General features: G+C 59.1%; 18 protein-coding genes and 1 pseudogene. 10 read left to right on the top strand and 9 right to left on the bottom strand.

Annotated features, from left to right (window positions below):
- Nucleotides 1–55 precede the first annotated feature (55 nt).
- Genes LOY68_RS15545 through LOY68_RS15535 form a run of 3 tightly spaced genes read left to right on the top strand, consistent with a single transcriptional unit; the run spans nucleotide 56 to nucleotide 2939 of the window.
- Nucleotides 56–736: a C39 family peptidase gene (locus LOY68_RS15545; RefSeq protein ID WP_265045640.1), complete on the top strand. Its 681-nt coding sequence runs from the start codon at nucleotides 56–58 to the stop codon at nucleotides 734–736.
- Between the two features lie 33 nt (nucleotides 737–769).
- The gene (locus LOY68_RS15540; protein ID WP_163910011.1) at nucleotides 770–1615 is read left to right on the top strand and encodes a hypothetical protein; all 846 of its coding nucleotides are present in this window, start codon (nucleotides 770–772) and stop codon (nucleotides 1613–1615) included.
- 46 nt (nucleotides 1616–1661) lie between these two features.
- Nucleotides 1662–2939 (top strand): hypothetical protein, encoded by a 1278-nt coding sequence (locus LOY68_RS15535; protein ID WP_265045639.1) that lies wholly within the window; start codon nucleotides 1662–1664, stop codon nucleotides 2937–2939.
- Between the two features lie 167 nt (nucleotides 2940–3106).
- On the opposite strand, the gene LOY68_RS15530 is transcribed toward LOY68_RS15535, so the two are convergent.
- On the bottom strand, nucleotides 3107–4432 hold the full coding sequence (locus LOY68_RS15530) for a sigma-54 dependent transcriptional regulator (RefSeq protein WP_123509581.1): 1326 nt from the start codon (nucleotides 4430–4432) through the stop codon (nucleotides 3107–3109).
- 342 nt (nucleotides 4433–4774) lie between these two features.
- Here LOY68_RS15530 and LOY68_RS15525 point away from each other — a divergent pair, with 342 nt between their 5' ends.
- The 3 genes from LOY68_RS15525 to nhaB all read left to right on the top strand — a co-directional run bounded on the left by LOY68_RS15525 (nucleotide 4775) and on the right by nhaB (nucleotide 8171).
- Nucleotides 4775–5041 carry a hypothetical protein gene (locus LOY68_RS15525; protein ID WP_054046315.1) on the top strand — a complete coding sequence of 89 codons (267 nt, stop codon included), beginning with the start codon at nucleotides 4775–4777 and terminating at the stop codon, nucleotides 5039–5041.
- A gap of 274 nt (nucleotides 5042–5315) precedes the next feature.
- Complete coding sequence (locus tag LOY68_RS15520; protein WP_265045638.1) at nucleotides 5316–6605, top strand: hypothetical protein; 1290 nt, start codon at nucleotides 5316–5318, stop codon at nucleotides 6603–6605.
- 63 nt (nucleotides 6606–6668) lie between these two features.
- The gene (nhaB, locus tag LOY68_RS15515) at nucleotides 6669–8171 is read left to right on the top strand and encodes a sodium/proton antiporter NhaB (protein WP_265045637.1); all 1503 of its coding nucleotides are present in this window, start codon (nucleotides 6669–6671) and stop codon (nucleotides 8169–8171) included.
- Between the two features lie 116 nt (nucleotides 8172–8287).
- Here nhaB and LOY68_RS15510 read toward each other — a convergent pair whose 3' ends face one another.
- Genes LOY68_RS15510 through gnd form a run of 3 tightly spaced genes read right to left on the bottom strand, consistent with a single transcriptional unit; the run spans nucleotide 8288 to nucleotide 11606 of the window.
- Entirely contained in the window at nucleotides 8288–9109 is an 822-nt protein-coding gene (locus LOY68_RS15510; protein ID WP_163910006.1) for an HAD family hydrolase, read from the bottom strand.
- Entirely contained in the window at nucleotides 9106–10629 is a 1524-nt protein-coding gene (zwf, locus tag LOY68_RS15505; protein ID WP_163910005.1) for a glucose-6-phosphate dehydrogenase, read from the bottom strand. Before zwf ends, LOY68_RS15510 begins: the two co-directional genes overlap by 4 nt.
- Nucleotides 10626–11606 (bottom strand): phosphogluconate dehydrogenase (NAD(+)-dependent, decarboxylating), encoded by a 981-nt coding sequence (gene gnd / locus LOY68_RS15500; protein WP_265045636.1) that lies wholly within the window; start codon nucleotides 11604–11606, stop codon nucleotides 10626–10628. Before gnd ends, zwf begins: the two co-directional genes overlap by 4 nt.
- A gap of 273 nt (nucleotides 11607–11879) precedes the next feature.
- On the opposite strand from gnd, the gene LOY68_RS15495 reads away from it, so the two are divergent.
- The 4 genes from LOY68_RS15495 to LOY68_RS15480 all read left to right on the top strand — a co-directional run bounded on the left by LOY68_RS15495 (nucleotide 11880) and on the right by LOY68_RS15480 (nucleotide 17061).
- Complete coding sequence (locus LOY68_RS15495; protein WP_054614859.1) at nucleotides 11880–12059, top strand: DUF6026 family protein; 180 nt, start codon at nucleotides 11880–11882, stop codon at nucleotides 12057–12059.
- A 294-nt stretch (nucleotides 12060–12353) separates the two neighbouring features.
- A complete protein-coding gene (locus tag LOY68_RS15490; RefSeq protein ID WP_265045635.1) occupies nucleotides 12354–14102 on the top strand; it encodes a phosphoethanolamine transferase CptA in 1749 nt (582 codons plus the stop codon).
- A gap of 227 nt (nucleotides 14103–14329) precedes the next feature.
- The gene (locus tag LOY68_RS15485) at nucleotides 14330–16570 is read left to right on the top strand and encodes a TonB-dependent siderophore receptor (RefSeq protein WP_265045634.1); all 2241 of its coding nucleotides are present in this window, start codon (nucleotides 14330–14332) and stop codon (nucleotides 16568–16570) included.
- A 284-nt stretch (nucleotides 16571–16854) separates the two neighbouring features.
- Nucleotides 16855–17061 (top strand): hypothetical protein, encoded by a 207-nt coding sequence (locus LOY68_RS15480; protein WP_054046333.1) that lies wholly within the window; start codon nucleotides 16855–16857, stop codon nucleotides 17059–17061.
- Nucleotides 17062–17147: 86 nt separating this feature from the next.
- On the opposite strand, the pseudogene LOY68_RS15475 reads toward LOY68_RS15480, so the two are convergent.
- The 5 genes and pseudogenes from LOY68_RS15475 to LOY68_RS15455 all read right to left on the bottom strand — a co-directional run bounded on the left by LOY68_RS15475 (nucleotide 17148) and on the right by LOY68_RS15455 (nucleotide 20794).
- Nucleotides 17148–17638: pseudogene (locus LOY68_RS15475) on the bottom strand (GNAT family N-acetyltransferase).
- 144 nt (nucleotides 17639–17782) lie between these two features.
- Nucleotides 17783–18364: a DinB family protein gene (locus LOY68_RS15470; RefSeq protein ID WP_265045633.1), complete on the bottom strand. Its 582-nt coding sequence runs from the start codon at nucleotides 18362–18364 to the stop codon at nucleotides 17783–17785.
- 18 nt (nucleotides 18365–18382) lie between these two features.
- Nucleotides 18383–19501, bottom strand: a complete 1119-nt coding sequence (gene zapE, locus LOY68_RS15465) for a cell division protein ZapE (RefSeq protein ID WP_265045632.1) — start codon at nucleotides 19499–19501, stop codon at nucleotides 18383–18385.
- Nucleotides 19502–19683: 182 nt separating this feature from the next.
- The gene (locus LOY68_RS15460; protein WP_265045631.1) at nucleotides 19684–20025 is read right to left on the bottom strand and encodes a nuclear transport factor 2 family protein; all 342 of its coding nucleotides are present in this window, start codon (nucleotides 20023–20025) and stop codon (nucleotides 19684–19686) included.
- 52 nt (nucleotides 20026–20077) lie between these two features.
- Nucleotides 20078–20794 (bottom strand): helix-turn-helix transcriptional regulator, encoded by a 717-nt coding sequence (locus LOY68_RS15455; RefSeq protein ID WP_163909998.1) that lies wholly within the window; start codon nucleotides 20792–20794, stop codon nucleotides 20078–20080.
- Nucleotides 20795–20925 lie beyond the last annotated feature (131 nt).

Below are 20925 nucleotides of genomic sequence, written 5' to 3'. Positions count from 1 at the left end.
CTTTGGGGCCCCCTCACGGGGGCCTTTTTCAACAACAACCAGAAGGCATCCCACCATGCGCATTATCGCCTTGGCAATTTTGCTTTGCGTGGCCAGTGTGTGCGAGGCAGCACGCATGCCGCTTTCCGTCCTGCCGGGCGGCGCGGTGGTGTACAAGCCGATCCAGAGCGTACGCGAGCGTAAATTTGCCGATCTGGTGCAACAGAAAACCGACTTCAGTTGCGGCGCCGCTGCGCTGGCAACCATCTTGCGTCAGGCCTATTGGCTTGATGTGAATGAAGATCAGATCATCGAAGGCATGCTGGCCCACTCGGACCAAAATCTTGTCCGCGTCCAGGGCTTCTCCATGCTCGACATGAAGCGTTACGTGGAAAGTATCGGCATGCGGGCCCGTGGCTACCGGGTAGCGACGGAAACCTTGAGTGACATCAAGATTCCGGTCGTGGTGCTCATGGACATCCGTGGCTACAAACATTTTGTGGTGTTGCAAAGGGTTAGTAAGGGCTGGGTCTATATCGGCGATCCGGTACTCGGTCACAAGCGTTTCACCGTCGATGACTTTGTCAAAGGCTGGAACGGCATCATCTTTGCCGTCATCGGCCAGGGCTACGACAAAAACAACGCGTTGCTCGACCCTCCAATGCCGCTGACCGCCAAGAACCGCATCAACGCATTCAGCCCGGTGCAAGACGCAGAGTTGATGGATTTCGGATTCATCCAAAGCGACTTCTTCTAATAACAAGGGAGCACGAAGCTCCGGGAGCATCCAATGAAAACTTCAACCTGGCTGGCTGTGGTTTGCCTGGCCGCCAGCCTTCCCACCCAGGCAGAGATATTCAAACCCATTGAACTGAAGGATCAGGAATTGGCGAACCTGCGAGGCCGGTATGTGATGCCGGGGCGGATCGTCAGTTTTGGCATCGTCATGACCACCACTTGGCAGAATGCCAACGGTGCATTGATCGGGGCGACCACCGCGATGCAAGTCCAGCAATCGACCATCAAACCCCAGTTCTATGTGTCGATGATCGATGAAAAACCCGCTAGTCCAACAAGCTCGCAAAGCTCCGTCGCAAACACAAACACAAGCACTAATACCAACATCAACACCAATACGAACATCAACACAAATACCAACACCAACACCAACACTAATACCGGGACCGGTATCGTTTCTGGCGGCAACGGCCTCAACAGCACCGAAGGCGTTACTCAAGTCGTGCGTGCGGCCGGCGACAACAACACCGCCTATAACAACGTTGATATCAACGTCGCGAAAGCCAGCCAGGTCAATCAGGCACCGGTAACGCAACCACAGGGCCAGGCATTGACCGCAGGTTCGACGCTGGTCGGCAACAATGAAGCGGGCTCGCTCGCGGTTTCCTCAACCAATGCAGGAGTGCAACTTAACATCGTCGCAAACAACAACCAGGGCAGTACCGTGCAACGCCTGGCCCAGGGTGGACTGATGCAGAACACGACTTTGCTCGGCAGCAGCAACCAGGTGCGCAACCTCACTTCCCTCAATGTCGTGCTGCGTGACAACGTGCCGACAGCCGGGGCTTTGAGCGGCAATCTGGAGCAGCTCAAAGGTCTTCGCACAATCGGATTCTGATCTACGCTCAGTCTCATCGGATCTAATCAGAAGGGACGGCTAACCCATGCACCGATCGTTAACGTTCAGAGCTATCGTCTGTTTGAGTAGCCTGACCCCGGCGACACTGCTTTACGCAGCCCCGGACCCTCAGGTCGAAGCATTAAAACAAGAACTCATGGAGTTAAAACAACGTTACGAAGCACAACAGAACGCGTTGATGGTTCTTGAGCAACGTGTTCGCCAGGTCGAAGCAGCACCTGCGGCACCGGCTCCCAAACGCCTGACCAAATCCCCCGCCGAACCGGTAAGAGGCCAGACGGTGGCCGCCGGTGCGCCTGGCACCACAGGCAGTTCTTACGGCCAATCGCTAAAGGATGATTCGGAGCCTGCACAAAGCGTATCCAACCTGTATGACGAAGCCAGCGGATTCTTCGGTGGTGGCAAGTTCAGCGTCGAAACCGGCCTGACCTACACGCACTACGATACCCGGGCATTAACGCTCAATGGCTTCCTGGCACTGGATTCGATTTTTCTCGGCAACATCAACCTCGACCGCATCAAGGCCGATAACTGGACCCTGGACCTGACCGCCCGCTACAACGTGGCGCAGCGTTGGCAGTTCGACATCAACGTGCCGATTGTATATCGCGAATCGACGTATTCCTCCGGTGGCGCTGGTGGCGCAGGCCCGGTGACGTCTGACGCAAGCGTCACCCGCGATCCGACCATCGGCGATGTGAACGTTGGCGTGGCTTACAAGTTTCTGGATGAGTCGGCCAACTGGCCCGACGCGGTCGCGACACTGCGCATCAAGGCCCCGACCGGCAAGGACCCTTACGGCATCAAGCTGGTCAGCGACCCGACCAACGACAACCTCTCGGTACCCGAGGACTTGCCTACCGGTAACGGTGTCTGGGCGATCACGCCGGGGATCTCGCTGGTCAAGACCTTCGACCCGGCCGTGCTGTTCGGCACATTGTCCTACACCTACAACATGCAGGACTCTTTCAGCGACATCAGCCCTCAGGTCGGCTCGAAGGTGAAAGGCGATGTGAAACTGGGTGATTCCTGGCAGATCGGCGCCGGTATTGCGTTCGCCTTGAACGAGAAGATGAGTATGTCGTTCTCCTTCACCGATCAGTTCGCAAGCAAGAGCAAGATCAAGCCGGACGGTGGCGAGTGGCAATCGATTTCCAACAGCGATTACAACTCGGCCAACTTCAACATCGGCATGACCATGGCGGTTTCGGATAACCTGACGATCGTGCCTAACCTGGCCATTGGCCTGACCGAGGACTCTCCAGACTTTTCCTTCAGCCTGAAATTCCCTTACTACTTCTGATCCATAACAACGGCAAAGCCCCGCCAGGACTTCAATCCTGGCGGGGCTTTTTTGTGTGGGTCGTTAAAAGATCGCAGCCTCGTTGCACTCGACAGCTCCTACACGAATCCGGGTAGACCTGTAGGAGCTGTCGAGTAAAACGAGGCTGCGATCCTTTGATCTTGCGTCTAACGAATCTGATGCTTGTGCAACAACCGGTAGAAGGTAGGCCTGGAGATCCCCAGTACCTTGGCAGCAATACTCAAATTGTCGCTATGGCGGTTAAGCACATCGCACAACGCCTGGCGTTCGGCGCGGGTTTTGTAGTCTTCCAGCGTGCCCATCGGCGCGGCAATGGTCTGTTGGCTGATCAGCCCCAGGTCTCTTGCTTCGATCTGGCGCCCTTCGGCCAGTACCAACCCGCGACGTACCCGGTTGGCCAGCTCACGAACATTGCCCGGCCAGTCATGCTTGCCCATGGCGATCAGCGCGTCTTCGCTGAAGCTGCGCGGGCGGCGACCGGTTTCATGGCTGTAAAAATGCGAAAAGTGGTTGGCCAGCATCGATAGATCGCCGTGGCGTTCACGCAGCGGCGCGGTGACCACTTGCAGCACGTTGAGGCGATAGTACAAATCTTCGCGAAAGCGTTTCTTCTCGATGGCCGCCTCAAGGTCGACGTGAGTCGCGGCCAATACCCGCACATCCACCGGAATCGGCGTACTGCCGCCCACATGCTCGATGTGTTTTTCCTGCAGGAAGCGCAGCAGATTGGCTTGCAGTTCCAACGGCAGATCGCCGATTTCATCAAGAAACAGCGTGCCGCCATTCGCGGCTTCGATCCGTCCGATCTTGCGTTGATGCGCGCCGGTGAAGGCGCCTTTCTCGTGGCCAAACAGTTCGGACTGGATCAGGTGTTCGGGAATCGCACCGCAGTTGATCGCCACGAACGGCTTGCTGTGGCGTTGGGATTGTCGATGCAGGGTGCGGGCGACCAATTCTTTACCGGTGCCGCTTTCGCCGCGGATCAATACCGGCGACTCGGTGGGCGCCAGTTTGCTCAATAACTTGCGCAGCTCACGGATCGGTTTGCTGTCACCCAGCAACTCGTGCTCCGGCTGATCGATGTGAATCGTGCCCTGCCCGCGCAGCCGCGCCATGCCGAATGCGCGCCCCAGAGTCACCTGGACCCGGGAGACGTCGAACGGCAAGGTATGGAAGTCAAAAAACCATTCGCATACAAAATCCCCGACGTTTTGCAGTCGCAGGACTTCCTGGTTAAGCACGGCAATCCATTCGGTGCCGCTGCGGCTGATCAATTCTTTGACGGCTTCGGGCCGTTCCAGGTGAAACGGCTGCAACCGCAAGAGCCCGACATCGCAGGTCCGATCAGCGGCGTTTTCCAGCGTGCAGCTGTCAACGTCCCATCCTACAGAGCGCAATCCCGGCAAAAGACGATGGCAATCATCGCAAGGATCAACCACTAACAGACGTCGTAAGGCAGGCGCTTCGATCATGACTGTTCCTTGGCGCCAAATTTAAGGAAATATTATTAAAAACAGTCATTTGGCGGACCTGGCTGTAACATTAGCAAGAATTTGACGTGAGCTTGTATCGTTTGATTATAGGAGTCTTAACTAATTAGTTATAAGAAGGAAGTTTGTTAGTTACCTAACGACTGAAGCTTTCAGCCAGCTTTCAAAAACTGCCTGAATATTGAGTATATGAAAGAAAGTTGAATTTTCTTTGGATTGTGTGTGACCCAACCCCCCATTGAGGGCATCAGTACAAGTAACCAGCCGAACGGTAAGCCCAACCGACGGCACATCACTTGATTGGGCATATAGAGAGAAGATCCCATGACCGCCCCGCTCCGTATCAACGAAGCTCTTTTGATTGCCGACCGCGCGTTCAAGCCATTTCAATGCGTGGCCTGGGCCCCACAAGACGGCAACGGCGAACTCTGCCTGAGCGTGATCGACCGCACCAATACGCGCATTGGCCGCGCGCAGATCCCAAGCAGCGCTTACTCCGATCCGGTGCAACTTGAACATCTGCTGGAACAGGCGCGTGCTGCACTCAGCGAAGATGGCTACACGTTGCAATCGTGGTCCATGCCTCATTAATTAAAGATCAAAAGATCGCCGCTTTCGGCAGCGCCTACAAGGAAACGCGTATTCCAATGTAGGCGCTGCCGAAAGCGGCGATCTTTTGCTTTATAAAGGCTCGATTGTTGGCACCCTCTTCAGTGGTTCCAAAAGACACTGTTCTGGCACAAAGCGACCCTCCGCCTGTTAGTTATGACAGTTGTGCATCCAGGCATTCAGGGATTGAATGTTTCGCACGCACAGTCACCCTCCCGGTTACCGGAATGAGGTCGACTGGCAAGGAGATGCGTGCATGTCAAACCAGACCGCTTTCGCCTGCCCCGCCACCGTCAATTCAGCCGGGCACCTCGATCCGGAATTTGCCGCCGCCGGCAAGACCCAAGTCTATTTCGCCGGCAGTTCCTCAAGCATGGCCAACGGTGTCGCCATCGATCCGCAAGGCCGTTTGCTGGTCGCGGCCAAGGTCGGCACCCATGCCGGCAGCCGCTTTGGCCTGGCCCGTCTGCTGGAGGATGGCTCTGCGGACCTCGGTTTTGGCAATCAGGGAAGCCTGATCGGCCAATTCGCCCTGGGCTTTGAAGCCATGGGCAGCAACGTGCATGTCTTGCCCTGCGGCTCTATTCTGCTGGCTGGCCTGCACTACGAAGACGCTCACCGCACCCTGCCCGCTCTGGCGCTATTCGATCCCCACGGCCAACCGGTTCGAAGCTTTGGCGACAATGGCCGCCAGGTTGTGCGCCTACCTGGTGAGCTGTCCCGGGGCTTGCGCGACGACTGGCTGCCACCGGGCGTACCGGGCGCCGAAGTCTGCGCTATCGCCGTACAGCCGGACGGTCGAATCCTGTTGCTGGCCAATCATCATTTCGAACTCGCCGATCACGTCGGCCTGCTGATCCGCCTCAACGTCGACGGCAGCCTGGACAGCGATTTCAACGGTCGTGGGTTCGTGGTTGTCAGGCATTTGATGATGAACACCTGGCTTGCCTGCCTGATGCTGCAACGGGACGGGCGAATCCTGGCGGGTGGCTCGATCAATTTCCCTGCCGAAGGCTTGCTGGCGCGCTATCACGCCGACGGCCGACTGGACGACAGCTTCGCCGTGGATGGCTTCATGACCTTCATGGCACAGGGGCGCGGAGCTCAGGTCAGCCAGATTGTCCAGCAGGACAATGGCGACTTGCATTGTTTGGGCAGCAGTCGCGACCCAATGCATTGCCTGTCGCTGAAACTGCACAGTAACGGTCGCCCGGACAAGCATTGCAACGGCGGTCAACCGCAACACCTGGAAATCGGCCACAGCGGCAGCCAATGGACCGCCGCCCAGGTTCAGGCGGATGGCAGCGTACTGGCGGTCGGTGCAACGATTGGCGGGGTCGAAGCCGATTTCATCCTGGCCCGCTATCTGCCCCAAGGTACGCTTGATCGCAGCTTTGCCAATGGCATCGGCTGGGTTCGTACCCGTCTGGGCCGCAGCCTGAATACCGCCACTTCCGTGGCCGTGCAGGACAACGGTCGAATCGTCGTCGGTGGCTACTCGCTGGATGGCAACTATCGGGCGGTGGTGGCGCGCTACCTGAGCTGATACGGGTTGATCTTCCCCGACGCTTCCGGCAAGTTGCGCGCTTCTTAATACAAGGAGTAGCCGATGTCCGGTTCAATGGCCCAGGCGTTCGCGCATAACTTTCTCGGTCACTCGCCCCGCTGGTACAAGGCGAGCATTGTCGGCTTCCTGATTCTTAACGCGCTGGTGCTGTGGACCGTAGGGCCGGTGGCTGCGGGATGGTTGCTGGTCCTGGAGTTCATTTTCACCCTGGCCATGGCGCTCAAGTGTTATCCACTGATGCCCGGCGGCCTGTTGCTGATCGAAGCGCTGCTGCTGAAGATGACCACGCCCCAGGCGCTGTACGACGAACTGGTGCATAACTTCCCGGTGATCCTGCTGCTGATGTTTATGGTGGCAGGCATCTACTTCATGAAAGACCTGTTGCTGTTTCTGTTCTCGCGCCTGTTGCTCGGGGTGCGTTCCAAGGCGTTGCTGTCCTTGATGTTCTGTTTTCTCTCGGCCTTCCTGTCGGCGTTTCTAGACGCTTTGACCGTCACTGCGGTGATCATCAGCGCGGCCGTGGGGTTTTACTCGGTTTATCACCGCGTCGCCTCGGGCAACGATCCGCGTCAGGACAGCCAATTCAGCGACGATCAGCACCTGCCGACTCTGCACCATGAAGACCTCGAACAATTCCGCGCCTTTCTGCGCAGCCTGCTGATGCATGGCGCCGTGGGCACGGCACTCGGTGGTGTGTGCACGCTGGTTGGCGAGCCGCAGAACCTGTTGATCGGCCATGAGATGGGTTGGCATTTCACCGAGTTCTTCCTGAAGATTGCCCCGGTTTCATTGCCGGTACTGGCCGCCGGCCTGGTGACCTGCGTACTGCTGGAAAAGCTGCGTTGGTTCGGATACGGCACGCTGCTGCCGGACAATGTGCGCGCCGTACTGGCCAACTACGCCGCCGAAGACAATGCCGAGCGCACCGCGCGCCAGCGTGCGGCGCTGCTGGTCCAGGGCGCGGCGGCGTTGATCCTGATTGCCGGGCTGGCGTTTCACATTGCAGAAGTCGGGCTGATCGGTTTGATGGTGATTGTGTTGATCACCGCGTTCACCGGCATTACTGACGAACATCGTATTGGCAACGCGTTTAAAGATGCGATGCCGTTCACCGCGCTGCTGGTGGTGTTCTTCGCCGTGGTGGCAGTGATTCATGACCAGCAACTGTTCACACCGCTGATTCAGTGGGTGCTGGCCCTGCCGGCGGAGCAACAGCCGGGCATGTTGTTTATTGCCAATGGCTTGTTATCCGCGATCAGCGACAACGTGTTTGTGGCGACGATTTACATCACCGAAGTGAAACAGGCGTTCATCGCCGGCCATATGAGCCGCGAGCATTTCGAAACGTTGGCGATCGCGATCAATACCGGGACCAATTTGCCGAGCGTAGCGACACCGAATGGTCAGGCAGCGTTTCTGTTTTTGCTGACCTCGGCGATTGCACCGCTGATTCGCCTGTCGTATGGGCGGATGGTGTGGATGGCGTTGCCGTATACGGTGGTGATGGGGGTTTTGGGGTGGTATGCGGTGAGTTATTGGCTGTAAACACCGGCCCAATGTGGGAGCGGGCTTGCTCGCGAAGAGGCCGTGTCAGACAACATTGATGTTGAATGACATACCGCTTTCGCGAGCAAGCCCGCTCCCACAGGGTGAATGGGGTGTTATTGGGGGAGAATGTACTTCTCAATCGCCTGCGCCGCGCCGTCTTCGGTGTTGGCACCGGTGACCACATCGGCCTGGCGTTTCACCGCTTCCTCCGCCTGGCCCATGGCAATCGACAAGCCGGCGCGATGGAACATCGCCGGGTCATTGCCGCCGTCGCCCAGTGCGGCGGTCTGCTCCAGCGGCACGCCGAGAAACTCGGCCAGTGTCGCCAGCGCCGCGCCCTTGTTGGCTTGCATCGCGGTCACGTCGAGGTAAATCGGCTGTGAACGGGACACCTGGGCCTGGCCTTCAACCTTGGGCAGCAACAGCGCTTCGAGTTCGATCAACAGGTCAGTGTTGTTGCTGGTGGCGACGATCTTGTCGATGTGTTCCAGATACGGCTCAAAACTCTCGACCACCACCGGCGGATAACCCAGACCGTGCTGTTCACGAGGCACCATCGGGCCGTTCGGATCTTTCAGCAGCCAGTCGCCGCCACTGAACACCCAGATTTCGATGTCTGGCCGATCAGCGAACAGCGCCAGTGCGGTCAGCGCAGCGGTGGCCGGCAAATAATGCGCGACCAGCAAACTGCCGTCCGGGTTGACGATGGTGCCGCCATTGAACGCAGCGGTCGGAAGGTCCACGCCCAGGGCTTCGATCTGCTGCAACATGGCTTTCGGCGGCCGGCCGGTAGCCAGGCTGAACAGCACGCCGGCCTCACGCAATGCGCGAACCGCGTCGATGGTCCGCTGGCTGAGGCTGTGATCGGGCAGCAGCAAGGTGCCGTCCATGTCACTTAGCAGAAAACGGATGGGTTGTTTCAGCGCTTCACTCATCCGAGGCTGTGCCAGACGCGACCGTCACGGGTCAGCAGGTCTTCGGCGGCTTGTGGGCCGTTCTCTCCCGCCGGGTAGCTCTCGACGCTCGCGTCCTGCTGCCAGGCGTCGAGGAACGGCTGCACGGCGCGCCAGCCGTTCTCGATGTTGTCAGCGCGCTGGAACAGCGTCTGGTCGCCGGTCAGGCAATCGTAGATCAGGGTTTCGTAGCCGGTGGACGGCTGCATCTCGAAGAAGTCCTTGTAGGCGAACCCCAGCTCGATGTTGGCCATCTTCAGCGCCGGCCCCGGCCGCTTGGCCAGCAGGTCAAACCACATGCCTTCGTTGGGCTGGATCTGGATCCGCAGATAGGTCGGCTGCAACTCCTCGACTTCGGTGTCGCGGAACTGCGCGTACGGCGCCGGTTTGAAGCAGATGACGATCTCGGTGTCGCGCACGCTCATGCGCTTGCCGGTGCGCAGGTAGAACGGCACGCCGACCCAGCGCCAGTTGTCGATCATGACTTTCAGCGCGACGTAGGTTTCGGTGTTGCTGTCCGGCGCCACGTTGCCTTCCTGGCGGTAACCGGCCAATGGCTTGCCATCGACTTCGCCAGCGGCGTACTGGCCGCGCACCGAGTTGGCCCGCGCATCTTCAACCGACCATGGGCGGATCGCGCCGACCACTTTGGCTTTTTCGCCACGTACCGCATCGGCGCCAAACGCGGCCGGCGGTTCCATGGCCACCATCGCCAGCAACTGGAACAGGTGATTGGGCACCATGTCCCGCAAGGCGCCGGTGTGCTCGTAAAAACTGCCACGGGTTTCCACGCCGACGGTTTCGGCGGCGGTGATCTGCACGTGGTCGATGTAATGGTTGTTCCAGAATGCTTCGAACAGGCTGTTGGAGAACCGGCTGACCAGAATGTTCTGCACGGTTTCCTTGCCCAGATAGTGATCGATCCGGTAGATCTGCTTTTCCGACATGACCTTGAGCAAGCATGCGTTCAAGGCTTCGGCGGTTTGCAGGTCGGAGCCGAACGGTTTTTCGATCACCACCCTTCTGAAAGCTTCCGGGGTTTCTTCGAGCAAGCCGGCGCTGCCGAGTCGGCGCACCACTTCACTGAAGAAACGTGGCGCGGTGGCCAGGTAGAACACCGCATTGCCAGTGCCGCTGTCGGCGATTTTTGCCGCCAGGGCTTGATAGGTGCTGTCGTCCAGGAAGTCGCCCTGGACGTAGCTGATGCCTTTGGCCAATTTGGCCCACAAGTCCGGATCAAGGGCTGCATCGCCCTTGCCGATCTTGGCGGCCGCTTCGGTGCGAATGAAGTCTTCGAGCTTCTGCGCGAAGGCTTCATCGCTGATGGCGTTGTGGTCAACGCCGATGATCCGCAGTCCATCGCCAAGCAGGCCGTCGCGACTGAGGTTGTACAGGGCCGGCATCAACAGACGCTTGACCAGATCACCATGGGCACCGAACAGGAACAGCGTGGTCGGTGGTGCGGGTTCTGCCTTGGATTTCCTGCGGATCGTATTACTCATTTTTTCGATGTCTCCACATGGCCGCCGAAGCCGAAGCGCTGGGCCGAGAGAATTTTGTCGCCAAAGGTGCCTTGGCCGCGGGAACGGTAGCGCGAGAACAGCGAGTTCGACAGCACAGGCACCGGCACCGATTGCTCCATGGCGGCTTCGATGGTCCAGCGACCTTCACCGCTGTCAGCCACGGAGCCTGAGTAACCGTCGAGTTTCGGGTCGCTGGCCAGGGCATCGGCGGTCAGGTCAAGCAACCACGACGACACCACGCTGCCACGACGCCAGACTTCGGCGATGTCAGCGACGTTCAGGTCGAAACGCTGGTCTTCCGGCAGGTTTTCGCTGGATTTGGTCTTGAGGATGTCAAAACCTTCGGCGAAGGCCTGCATCATTCCGTATTCGATGCCGTTATGGATCATCTTCACGAAATGGCCAGAGCCTGCGGGGCCGGCGTGGATGTAGCCACGTTCGGCGCGATCGTCGTCGGACTTGCGGTCCTTGGTGCGCGGGATGTCGCCCAGGCCCGGGGCCAGGCTTTCAAACAGCGGATCAAGGCGCTTCACGGTCTCGGCGTCACCGCCGATCATCATGCAGTAACCGCGTTCCAGGCCCCAGACGCCGCCGGAGGTGCCGACGTCGATGTAGTGCAGGCCTTTTTCCGACAGGGTCTTGGCCCGGCGGATGTCATCTTTATAGAAGGTGTTGCCGCCGTCGATGATGGTATCGCCGGCTTCGAGCAGGCTGCTCAGGGTGTCGATGGTGTCTTCGGTCGGTGCGCCGGCCGGCAGCATGACCCAGATCGCACGCGGTTTGGCCAGGCCTGCGACCAGCGCCGGCAGGTCGGCAACGCCGGTGGAGCCTTCTTCGGCCAGGTTCTCGACGAAGGCGGTATTGCGGTCGTAAACAACGGTGGTATGCCCGTTGAGCATCAGGCGCCGCGCAATATTACCGCCCATGCGGCCCAGTCCAATAATCCCGAGTTGCATGTGCTGATGCTCCTTACTGCAAATAATGTGTGTCAAAGGTTATAGCCCAACGCGACTAATGTGGGTTAGTCCAGAGCGCCGGGATGAAGTTTCCGGGCATTGTGCCCGATTCACACTGATAACGTCGGGAATCGTGTTGAAGACACACCGACCATGAAAAATAAAAAAGTTCCCATCATGGGCAAAAGAAATCAAAATCGGTGCCGATAGTGTTTATGTCGCTCGCAAGAACGGCACAACCACAGTTGATGCAGGCCATTTGCGAGGTGAGCAATGGACACAATCGTTACCGCACGTCCCCCACAAACTCTCTACGTCACGATTCGTCGTGATGAACTGCGCCAATTGAAAGATGAGCGTGACACCTTGAAGACTCAGGTGGCCCAGCTCAGGCAATTGTTGCAGCAACAGGCTCAACTCTCCGGGCAACCGATGCCCTCGCTTAGCGCCTGATTCCCCCTCAGTACCCCCGCCATCCCCTGTGAGAGCGGGTTTGCTCGCGAAAGCGGTGTGTCAGCTATACAAATGCTGACTGACCGGAGGCATTCGCGAGTAAGCCCGCTCCCACATGAAATGCCATCGACGCCTGCGCTTCCTGTCGCGTTCCTGAACGAAACTCACAAAGTTTTCACATCCCCCTAGCGATACTCCCGATCCTTGTGGCTGTTCGGTTCTCGGGCAGCGGTTTCTCGTGGGTTCGTTTGATGACGCCGGTGACTCCATGACGCCGGTGGGAGTACGTACTTAATGGCATTGCTCAAACGCAGCAAAACGTCTGCGACAGGTTTCGATTGGGCCGGGTTCATCTGGCTATTTGTATTCTTCTGGTACTTCTCCGGCATTACCCAGCTGCTGATCCAACTGACAGGCACCTCCGGTTTCACCGGGTTTCGCCAGGCGTTTGTGATGAGTGCCATCTGGCTGGCGCCGATGCTGCTGTTCCCCAAGCGCACCCGCCTCATGGCCGCGCTGATCGGCGTCGTGCTGTGGGCCTGTTCGATGGCCAGCCTGGGCTACTTCTTCATCTATCAGCAGGAGTTTTCCCAGAGCGTCATCTTCATCATGTTCGAGTCGAACATCTCTGAAGCCGGCGAGTACATGACCCAGTACTTTGCCTGGTGGATGGTGGCGGCGTTCCTCGCTCACACCGCGTTCGCCTACTTCCTGTGGACCCGCCTGCGCCCGGTGTACATGCCGCGCGGACGAGCGCTGGTCGCGGCAACCGCCATCCTGGTGGCCGTTGTCGGTTATCCGCTGATCAAGCAAACCGCCCGCACCGGCAGCCTTGCCGGCGGCTTCGAGAAATTCGAAACCCGTATCGAGCCAGCCGTGCCTTGGCAGATGGCCGTGGCGTATCACCGTTACCTCGACACCCTGGCCGGCATGCAAGACATGCTCGACAGTGCGAGCAAGATCGCGCCGCTGAAAAACCTCAAGAACACCATGGCCGACCAACCGTCGACCCTGGTGCTGGTGATCGGCGAGTCCACCAACCGTCAGCGCATGAGCCTTTACGGCTACAATCGCGAGACCACGCCGGAACTGGACAAGCTCAAGGATCAACTGGCGGTCTTCAATAACGTCATCACCCCGCGCCCCTACACCATCGAGGCGTTGCAACAGGTGCTGACCTTCGCCGACGAAGAGAACCCGGACCTGTACCTGACGACGCCGTCGCTGGTCAGCATGATGAAACAGGCAGGCTACAAGACCTTCTGGATCACCAACCAGCAGACCATGACCAAGCGCAACACCATGCTCACCACGTTCTCCGAACAGGCTGACGAGCAGGTGTACCTGAACAACAACCGCAACCAGAACGCCGCCCAGTACGATGGCGACGTGATCGAGCCGTTCAACAAGGCCCTGAGTGATCCGGCGGCGCACAAGCTGATCGTCGTGCATCTGCTCGGTACGCACATGAGCTACCAGTACCGTTACCCGCCGACCTTCGACAAGTTCAACGACCGCACCGGGGTTCCGGCCGGCGTAAAAGACGCCGAAGTGCCGACCTACAACAGCTATGACAACGCGGTGCTGTACAACGACTTCGTGGTGTCGAGCCTGATCAAGGATTACGCCAAGGCCGATCCGAACGGCTTCCTGATGTACCTCTCCGACCACGGCGAAGACGTCTTCGACTCCCCGGGCCACAACACCCTGGGGCGTAACGAGAACAAACCGACGGCGCCGATGTACACCATTCCGTTCATGGCCTGGGCTTCGCCGAAATGGCGTGACACCCACGACTGGAATTTTGCCGCCGACCTGAGCCGCCCTTACAGCAGCTCGCAGTTGATCCACACCTGGGCCGACATGGCGGGCCTGAGTTTCGATGAACTGGACCACAGCAAGAGCCTGGTCAGCGACAGCTTCAAGCCACGACCGTTGCTGATCGGCAACCCGTACGAGCGTCAGCAGCGTCCGCTGATCGACTTCAGCCTGATGAAACCCAAGGCTGCCGTGACGGAAGTGCCAGCGGTCGTCAAGCAGTAACAGCGCAAAACCCCCATGTGGGAGCGAGCCTGCTCGCGAAGGTGCCAGCACATTCAACATTGATGTTGAAGCTGCCGACCTCTTCGCGAGCAAGCCCGCTCCCACATTTTTTTGCGCGCCGAAACATCCAGAGATGACAATTATTCTCGTTTAACGCTAAATCCCCCCGCTCCCCTTCGTCTTTGAGCAAACGGAATTTTTCCCTCGAAGACAAGGAGTCGGCTGCGATGTTCGCGCCTATCACCCGTTCCATGACCTTGACCCTTGGGCTGTGCAGTGCAGCCTTGAGCCCGGATTTGCTGGCCGAAACCGACCCCGACAAGGATCCGGCCACCAGTGCGCTGGAACTCGCCAGCACCAGCGTCACCGCCGAAGGCTTGGGCAGCACCACCGAAAATACCGAGTCCTACACCACCGGCGCCATGAGCACCGCCACGCGGCTGAACCTGTCGATCAAGGAAACCCCACAATCGGTGTCCGTGGTCACTCGCCAGCAAATGGACGACTTCAAGCTCGGCACCCTCTCCGAAGCCATGAGCCAGACCACGGGCGTGGTGGTCCAGCACAACGACTCGGACCGTGTGAGCTATTCGTCCCGTGGCTACGAGATCAACAACTTCCAGATTGATGGCATGCTCAACACCTTCGGGCGCATGAAGTCCGATTCCGACACCATCATCTACGACCGCATCGAAGTGGTTCGCGGCGCTACCGGGTTGACCACCGGCGCGGGCGACCCATCGGCCACCATCAACATGGTGCGCAAGCGACCGACCGCGCAATGGCAAGCCCAGACCGGCGTCAGCGGCGGCAGCTATGACGATTACTACAGCTACGTGGACATCGGCGGCCCATTGGCGTTCGACGGGCGTTTGCGCGGGCGCAGCGTGCTGGCCTATCGCGACAGTCAGTCGTTCCGCGATCACTACCAGTTGCAACGGGAAGTCGGTTACGGCGTGCTGGAAGCCGATCTCACCGACGACACGCTGCTGGCGGTGGGTTACGACTATCAGGATAAACAGGTCCAGGGCACGTCCTGGGGCACGGTGCCGTATTGGAACTCGTCCGGTGGCAAGGCCAACCTGGGGCGTTCGACCCACATGGCGACGTCGTGGAGTTCCTGGCCGCTGAAGGACAAGACCGCTTTCGCCAACCTCGACCAGCAACTGGGCGGCGGCTGGCACCTGAAAGCGGCCTACACCCACCGCGACAGCGATACCGACGGCAAGGTCTACTACGGCGGCGGTGGCTTCCCGAATGACGACCGCAGCGGCATGAGTGCTTACAGCAGCCACATGCTCGGCACGCAGAAAATGGACACCTATGACATCAACGTGGCCGGTCCTTATGCGCTGTTCGGGCGGGAGCATGAACTGATGTTCGGCTACGGCGAGGCGGAGCGCAGCTCGGAATCACCCCACACCGTGGGCGGCGCCGTGCCTGCGGGCTACGGCAACATCCCCGACTGGAAATACATGGGCGGCATCGCCAAATTTCCCGACACCGTCACCAGTCTCACCGGTGCATCGGACAGCACCCGGCAAAAGGCGGGCTACCTGGCCACGCGCCTGAATCTGACGGACCGCTTTCACGCGGTACTCGGCAGCCGATATGGCAGCTGGAAAACCTCGAACAAGAACTACAGCTACGATAAAAACCTGCAACTGACCGGCGTCGAAATCACTGCCCAGCAACAAAGCGATATCTGGACGCCGTATGCCGGATTGCTCTACGACCTCACGCCCGAGTACACCGTCTACGTCAGCTACACCGACATTTTCAAGCCTCAGGACAATCGCGACGCCAACCGCAAATACCTGGAACCGGTGGTCGGCAGCAACTATGAACTCGGTCTGAAGGGCAGCTTGCTGGACGAACGACTGAACGTCGCCACGGCGTTGTTCTGGAGCAAGCAGGATAACGTCGCCGAGCTCGACGACTCGGTGCCGCAAGACCCGCTGACGGGTGAACAGTTCTATAAATCCGGGGGCAAGGGGCAGAAAGTCCAGGGCTTCGAAGTCGAAGTCTCCGGCGAAGTCATGACCGACTGGAACATGACCGCCGGCTACACCTACACCCACGCGGCGAACGGCGATAAGCAGCGCGCGAACACCAATGAACCGTTGAACATGCTGCGGCTGTCCACGGCCTATCGCCTGCCCGGCGACTGGCACGCGCTGACCGTCGGCGGTGCGGTGAACTGGCAGAGCGATATCTGGGGCAATTCCAATCGCCCGATCGGTCGGGACGCCCAGGGAGACCTGATCACTGAAAACGCGAAGATCCGCCAAGGCGCCTACACCGTGGTCAAGTTGATGTCGCGTTATGAGTTCGACAAGCACCTGTCGGCCTCGCTGAACGTGGATAACCTGTTCGACAAAAAGTATTACGACAACGTCGGCTTCTACAACGGCGTGTTCTGGGGCGACCCGCGCACGGTGACGTTGAGCCTGGACTGGAAACTCTGAGCTGTAACCGCAATCTACCGAGGGAGTGAGCTTGCTCACTCTCACAGGGATCTGCGTCGAACGCAGTACTGATGTACACCAAAGATCCACTGTGGGAGCGGGCTTGCTCGCGAAAGCGGTGTGTCATTCAAATAAATGCTGGCTGACACACCCCCTTCGCGAGCAAGCCCGCTCCCACAGGTTGATCCCGGTTAACCCCGGCTTAATGAACTCTGCCGATACTGCGCCCACGCCCTTGAATCACGGATGAAAGGCACCCCGTCATTCTTAGTGGGAGATACACCATGAAACGAGTCAGCCTGATCTTCGCCGGCCTGCTGCTTGTCGGTTCCGCCAGCGCGTTTGCCGAAGGCGGCGCAGAGCGGATGAAGCATCATTGGGACAACTTTCCGGTCCACACGGCGCAAAGCCAGACCGATCAACGACAAAGCCATGAGCTGCGGGTCCCGGACGATCAAACCGCGCAAGTGACCGAATATTACAAACCCTGAACCCATGGACCTCTGACGGCCCCTGCTCCGCCGTCAGAGCTGACACTTCGGGCGTCCTGATGGACGCCCTTTTTTATGTCCGGGATTTACAACGCCTTGATCCAGAACAGCATGCGCCCATGGGCTGGATCAAACATGCCGGGGCAAAACCGAACTTGGCATAGGACGCCTGGGCGACGTCATTGCCTTCCAGGACTTCGAGGGTGATCTTGCAGCAACCGCGCTGGCGGGCGATGTCTTCGACCTTTTGCAGCATTTTCTGGCTCAGCCCCAGGCCGCGAAATTTCGGCACCACCGCCACATCGTGCACGTTGACCAGTGGCCGGCAGGCAAAGGTCGAAAAGCCTTCAAAGCAATTGACCAGCCCCGCCGGTTCGCCGCCGACGAACGCCAACACGCTGAACGCAAAGGATCGCTTGGCCAGTTCCGCCGGCAGTTGCCGCAGGACTTCGGCGTCCAGCGGTTCGCCGCCGCCCATCGGGTCTTCGGCATAGCTGTTCAACACCAGGCAAATAGCCTCGGCATGCACCGGGTTGGTGTAGCTGGCTTGAAGGACAAGTATTTCTGCGGATTCCATTTCCACCCTCGATCACACATCAAATTGGCCACGGACATTAGCGTGATGGTGGCGCGGGGACAACCGGGGCAAGATCAAAAGATCGCAGCCTTCGGCGGCGCCCACAGGCGCGTAAGAGCTGCCGAAGGCTGCGATCTTTTGATCTCAGTGGCCCCACACCAACTCTTCAGTCCAACCCAACTCGGCAAAATCCTTCGCCCGCAACCCCGCCTCCCCAGCGCAAAAAAACTCGTCCAGTTGCGGCGGTTTGACTGATGTGCCGCTGAGCATGGCGTGAACCTGCCCACGGTGATGAATCTGGTGTTCAAACAGATGAGAAAGCATGCGTAAACGGCTGTCGTGTTGCGGCGTATCCCGGGCGATGGTCACCATCTGCCCGAGATCCGCGTCACGCAGTTGTTCGCAATAAGCAATCAGCCGTCGGTCCACGCTGGCCTGCTCGTGCTTGAGGTCATCGGCGTCCGTGAACGGTTGTTCATCCTTGAAAAACACGTAGCAATCGGGATGCGGCACATCACCGCGCAACTCGCGCTCCAGTGCGTCCACGTAGAACCAGTCACAGGTCAGAATGTGATTGAGGGTCGCACAGAGGCTCGGGAAAAAACTGACACGCGGCGCCGCCAATTCCGACGCGCTCAACTGGCCCCAGGCCTTGGCCAGTCGATGATTGGCCCAGGCGTTCTGGTAGGCCATGGTCAGCAAGTGGTGAGACAGAGGCTGATTCATCGTCGCTCCTCCTGGTGCTCAAGCGTCGGCAAAGCGTTGCAGCTGCATTTCCTGCAAACGGCTGAGGGTGCGGCGGAACGGGAATTCCAGGTAACCCTCGGTGTACAAGGCGTCCATCGGCACCCGGGCTTCGAGGTACAGCGGCACCTTACGGTCGTAGCATTCGTCCACCAGCGCGATGAAGCGCCGCACGCCGTCATCGTGTACCGACAACTGCGGCAGCTCGCGGTCGCCGGCCACCACCCGTTCCACCCCGTCTTCCGTGCCCCGGGCAATCCGCCCGTCGCGTTTTTGCGCGCTGAGGTTGGGCACTTCACTCATCAGGATAGCGCTGAAGGTGTCGCACAGGGCCATGAAGTCCATGGCGGCAAAAGGTTGCTCGCACAGGTCGGCGTAGCGACACCAAAGCACCGTGGCACTGGCCTGCACCACGTGGACGCTACGGTAACCAACCTGGATCGGATCACTGGATACCGACTGGCCAGCGGTCAGGGCCTTGAACGCTTCGGCCAGGCCGCTGGGCTGATCGAGTGCCCCGACCCAATACCGCTGCAACGCCGTGCCGGGATGCAGGCGATGATCTTCCCCGCCATCCACCGCGATTACTTGCATGTGCTGCTTGATCGCCTCGATGGCAGGGGTAAAACGGTCGCGATTGAAGCCATCGGCATACAGTTGATCCGGCGGCTGGTTGGAGGTGCTGACCACCACCACGCCTTCTTCGAACATCACCTGGAACAAGCGGCCGAGAATGATCGCGTCGCCGATGTCGTTGACGAACAACTCATCGAAACACAACACCCGGACTTCGTGGGCCAACTCTTGGGCCAGGGCTTTGAGCGGGTCAGCGGTGCCGGTCAGTTGGAACGAACGCTGATGCACCCAACCCATGAAATGGTGGAAGTGCTGGCGCCGGGCAGGCACCCGCAGGCTTTCGTAGAACTGATCCATCAACCAGGTCTTGCCACGACCGACCGGGCCCCAAAGGTAAACGCCAGTGATCGACTTGTGCGCCTCGTGCAAGGCTTCGTGACACTTTTGCAGGGCCCAGACGGCATGTTCCTGAGCCTCGTCCTGGACGAAGCCCTTCTGTTCAACGGCGTATTGCCAAGCGCTTAACGGGGAGTCGAAAGTCATGAGGGCCGCGCTTCAGGTCTGAAGCCACGCAGTATGCCAGCCGCCCGATTATTTGAAACACCACAAATATCCCCATGTGGGAGCGGGCTTGCTCGCGAAAGCGGTGGGTCAGTCAATATTGATGTCGACTGATACGACGCTTTCGCGAGCAAGCCCGCTCCCACAGGGTTAAGTGGCGGATGTCAGAGGGAGATATCCAACCGCGCGATCTTGCCGTGTTCGTTCAGGCGGAACGTGTAGCGCAGTTCCAACGGGCTACCGGGAAACGTCCCGGAAATCAGGTTGTGCACCAGCACCTTGCCGGTGCGCAGTTGCACGTCGAGCACTTCGACCCGAGGCTGGTAGCGTTGCGCGGTGTCTTGCATCCATTGCGCGATGGCCTGGGTGCCGACCTGATGCTCGCCTTCATCGAAGACGTTGGCGTCCTCAGCGAAAAAACTGGCGACCCGCGAGGTGTCACGGGCGTTGGCGGCGGCGATGTAATCGGCGATGGCCGGTGCCAGTGAAGTGGCTGGATTAGACATGTTGAAGGCTCCTTGTTGTTTGATTCTGGAGCCATGTTAAGACACGTCTGTGTCAGTTCTTGTCAGGAGTGAACCGCCCGGTTTCGTCCAGTTGCATCTGCTTGCGCCAGGTGCGCAGCAAGTCGCTGCGACGGCCCGGATAACGTTCGCCCTGCTCGCTTGCGGCAGAAATACGGTCGGTGCGAAAGGTCCGGTAGGCGCCGCGCAATTCACACCAGGCAACGATGATCCGCACCTCGTTGAGAAACCCCAGGGCCAGCGGCCAGATCAGGCGCTGGGTCGGCACCTGATTGGCATCGGCATAATCGATGTGCAGCTTGGCCTGATTGCGGATCGCCTGGCGAAACACATTCAACGGCACGGCGTTTTGCGCAAAGCCGAATCCCGGTGGGCCGGGCAAGACCGTCGGGTTGTGCAAGGCGTCCAGCGCCTCAGGCGCCAATACGGCGGCAATTTTGGCCAACGCGTCCGCTGCGGCTTTGCTCAGGACCTCATCCCCACGCTGATCGACATAACGTAAACCGAGCACGATGGCTTCGGTTTCGTCGGCGTTGAGCATCAATGGCGGCAGGAACAGCCCGCTGCGCAACACGTAGCCGATCCCCGCCTCGCCATAAATCGGCGCGCCGAGAGCCGTCAGTTCGGCGATGTCGCGGTACAGCGTGCGTTCGGAAATCTCCAGCTCGCTGGCCAGGGTTGCGGCGGTCGCCGGACGGCTTTTACCTCGCAGCACTTGCAGCAAGGTCAGTAATCGGGTGGTTCGCGACACGATCGGCACTCAGTGCGGAAAAGTGCTCGCAGCTTAGCAAAGGCTGCTGTCAGAAACTGGCAGGAGCGAAACCGCCGGTGGTCACTCCCTGAAAAAAGCGTCTTGACGCTGGATATTACTCGCATCATATT

It is taken from the genome of Pseudomonas sp. B21-053, from assembly GCF_026016365.1.
GTDB lineage: Bacteria > Pseudomonadota > Gammaproteobacteria > Pseudomonadales > Pseudomonadaceae > Aquipseudomonas > Aquipseudomonas nunensis.
Note: the sequence above shows the minus strand (reverse complement) of the source record. Positions and strands in the feature narration are given on the sequence as shown.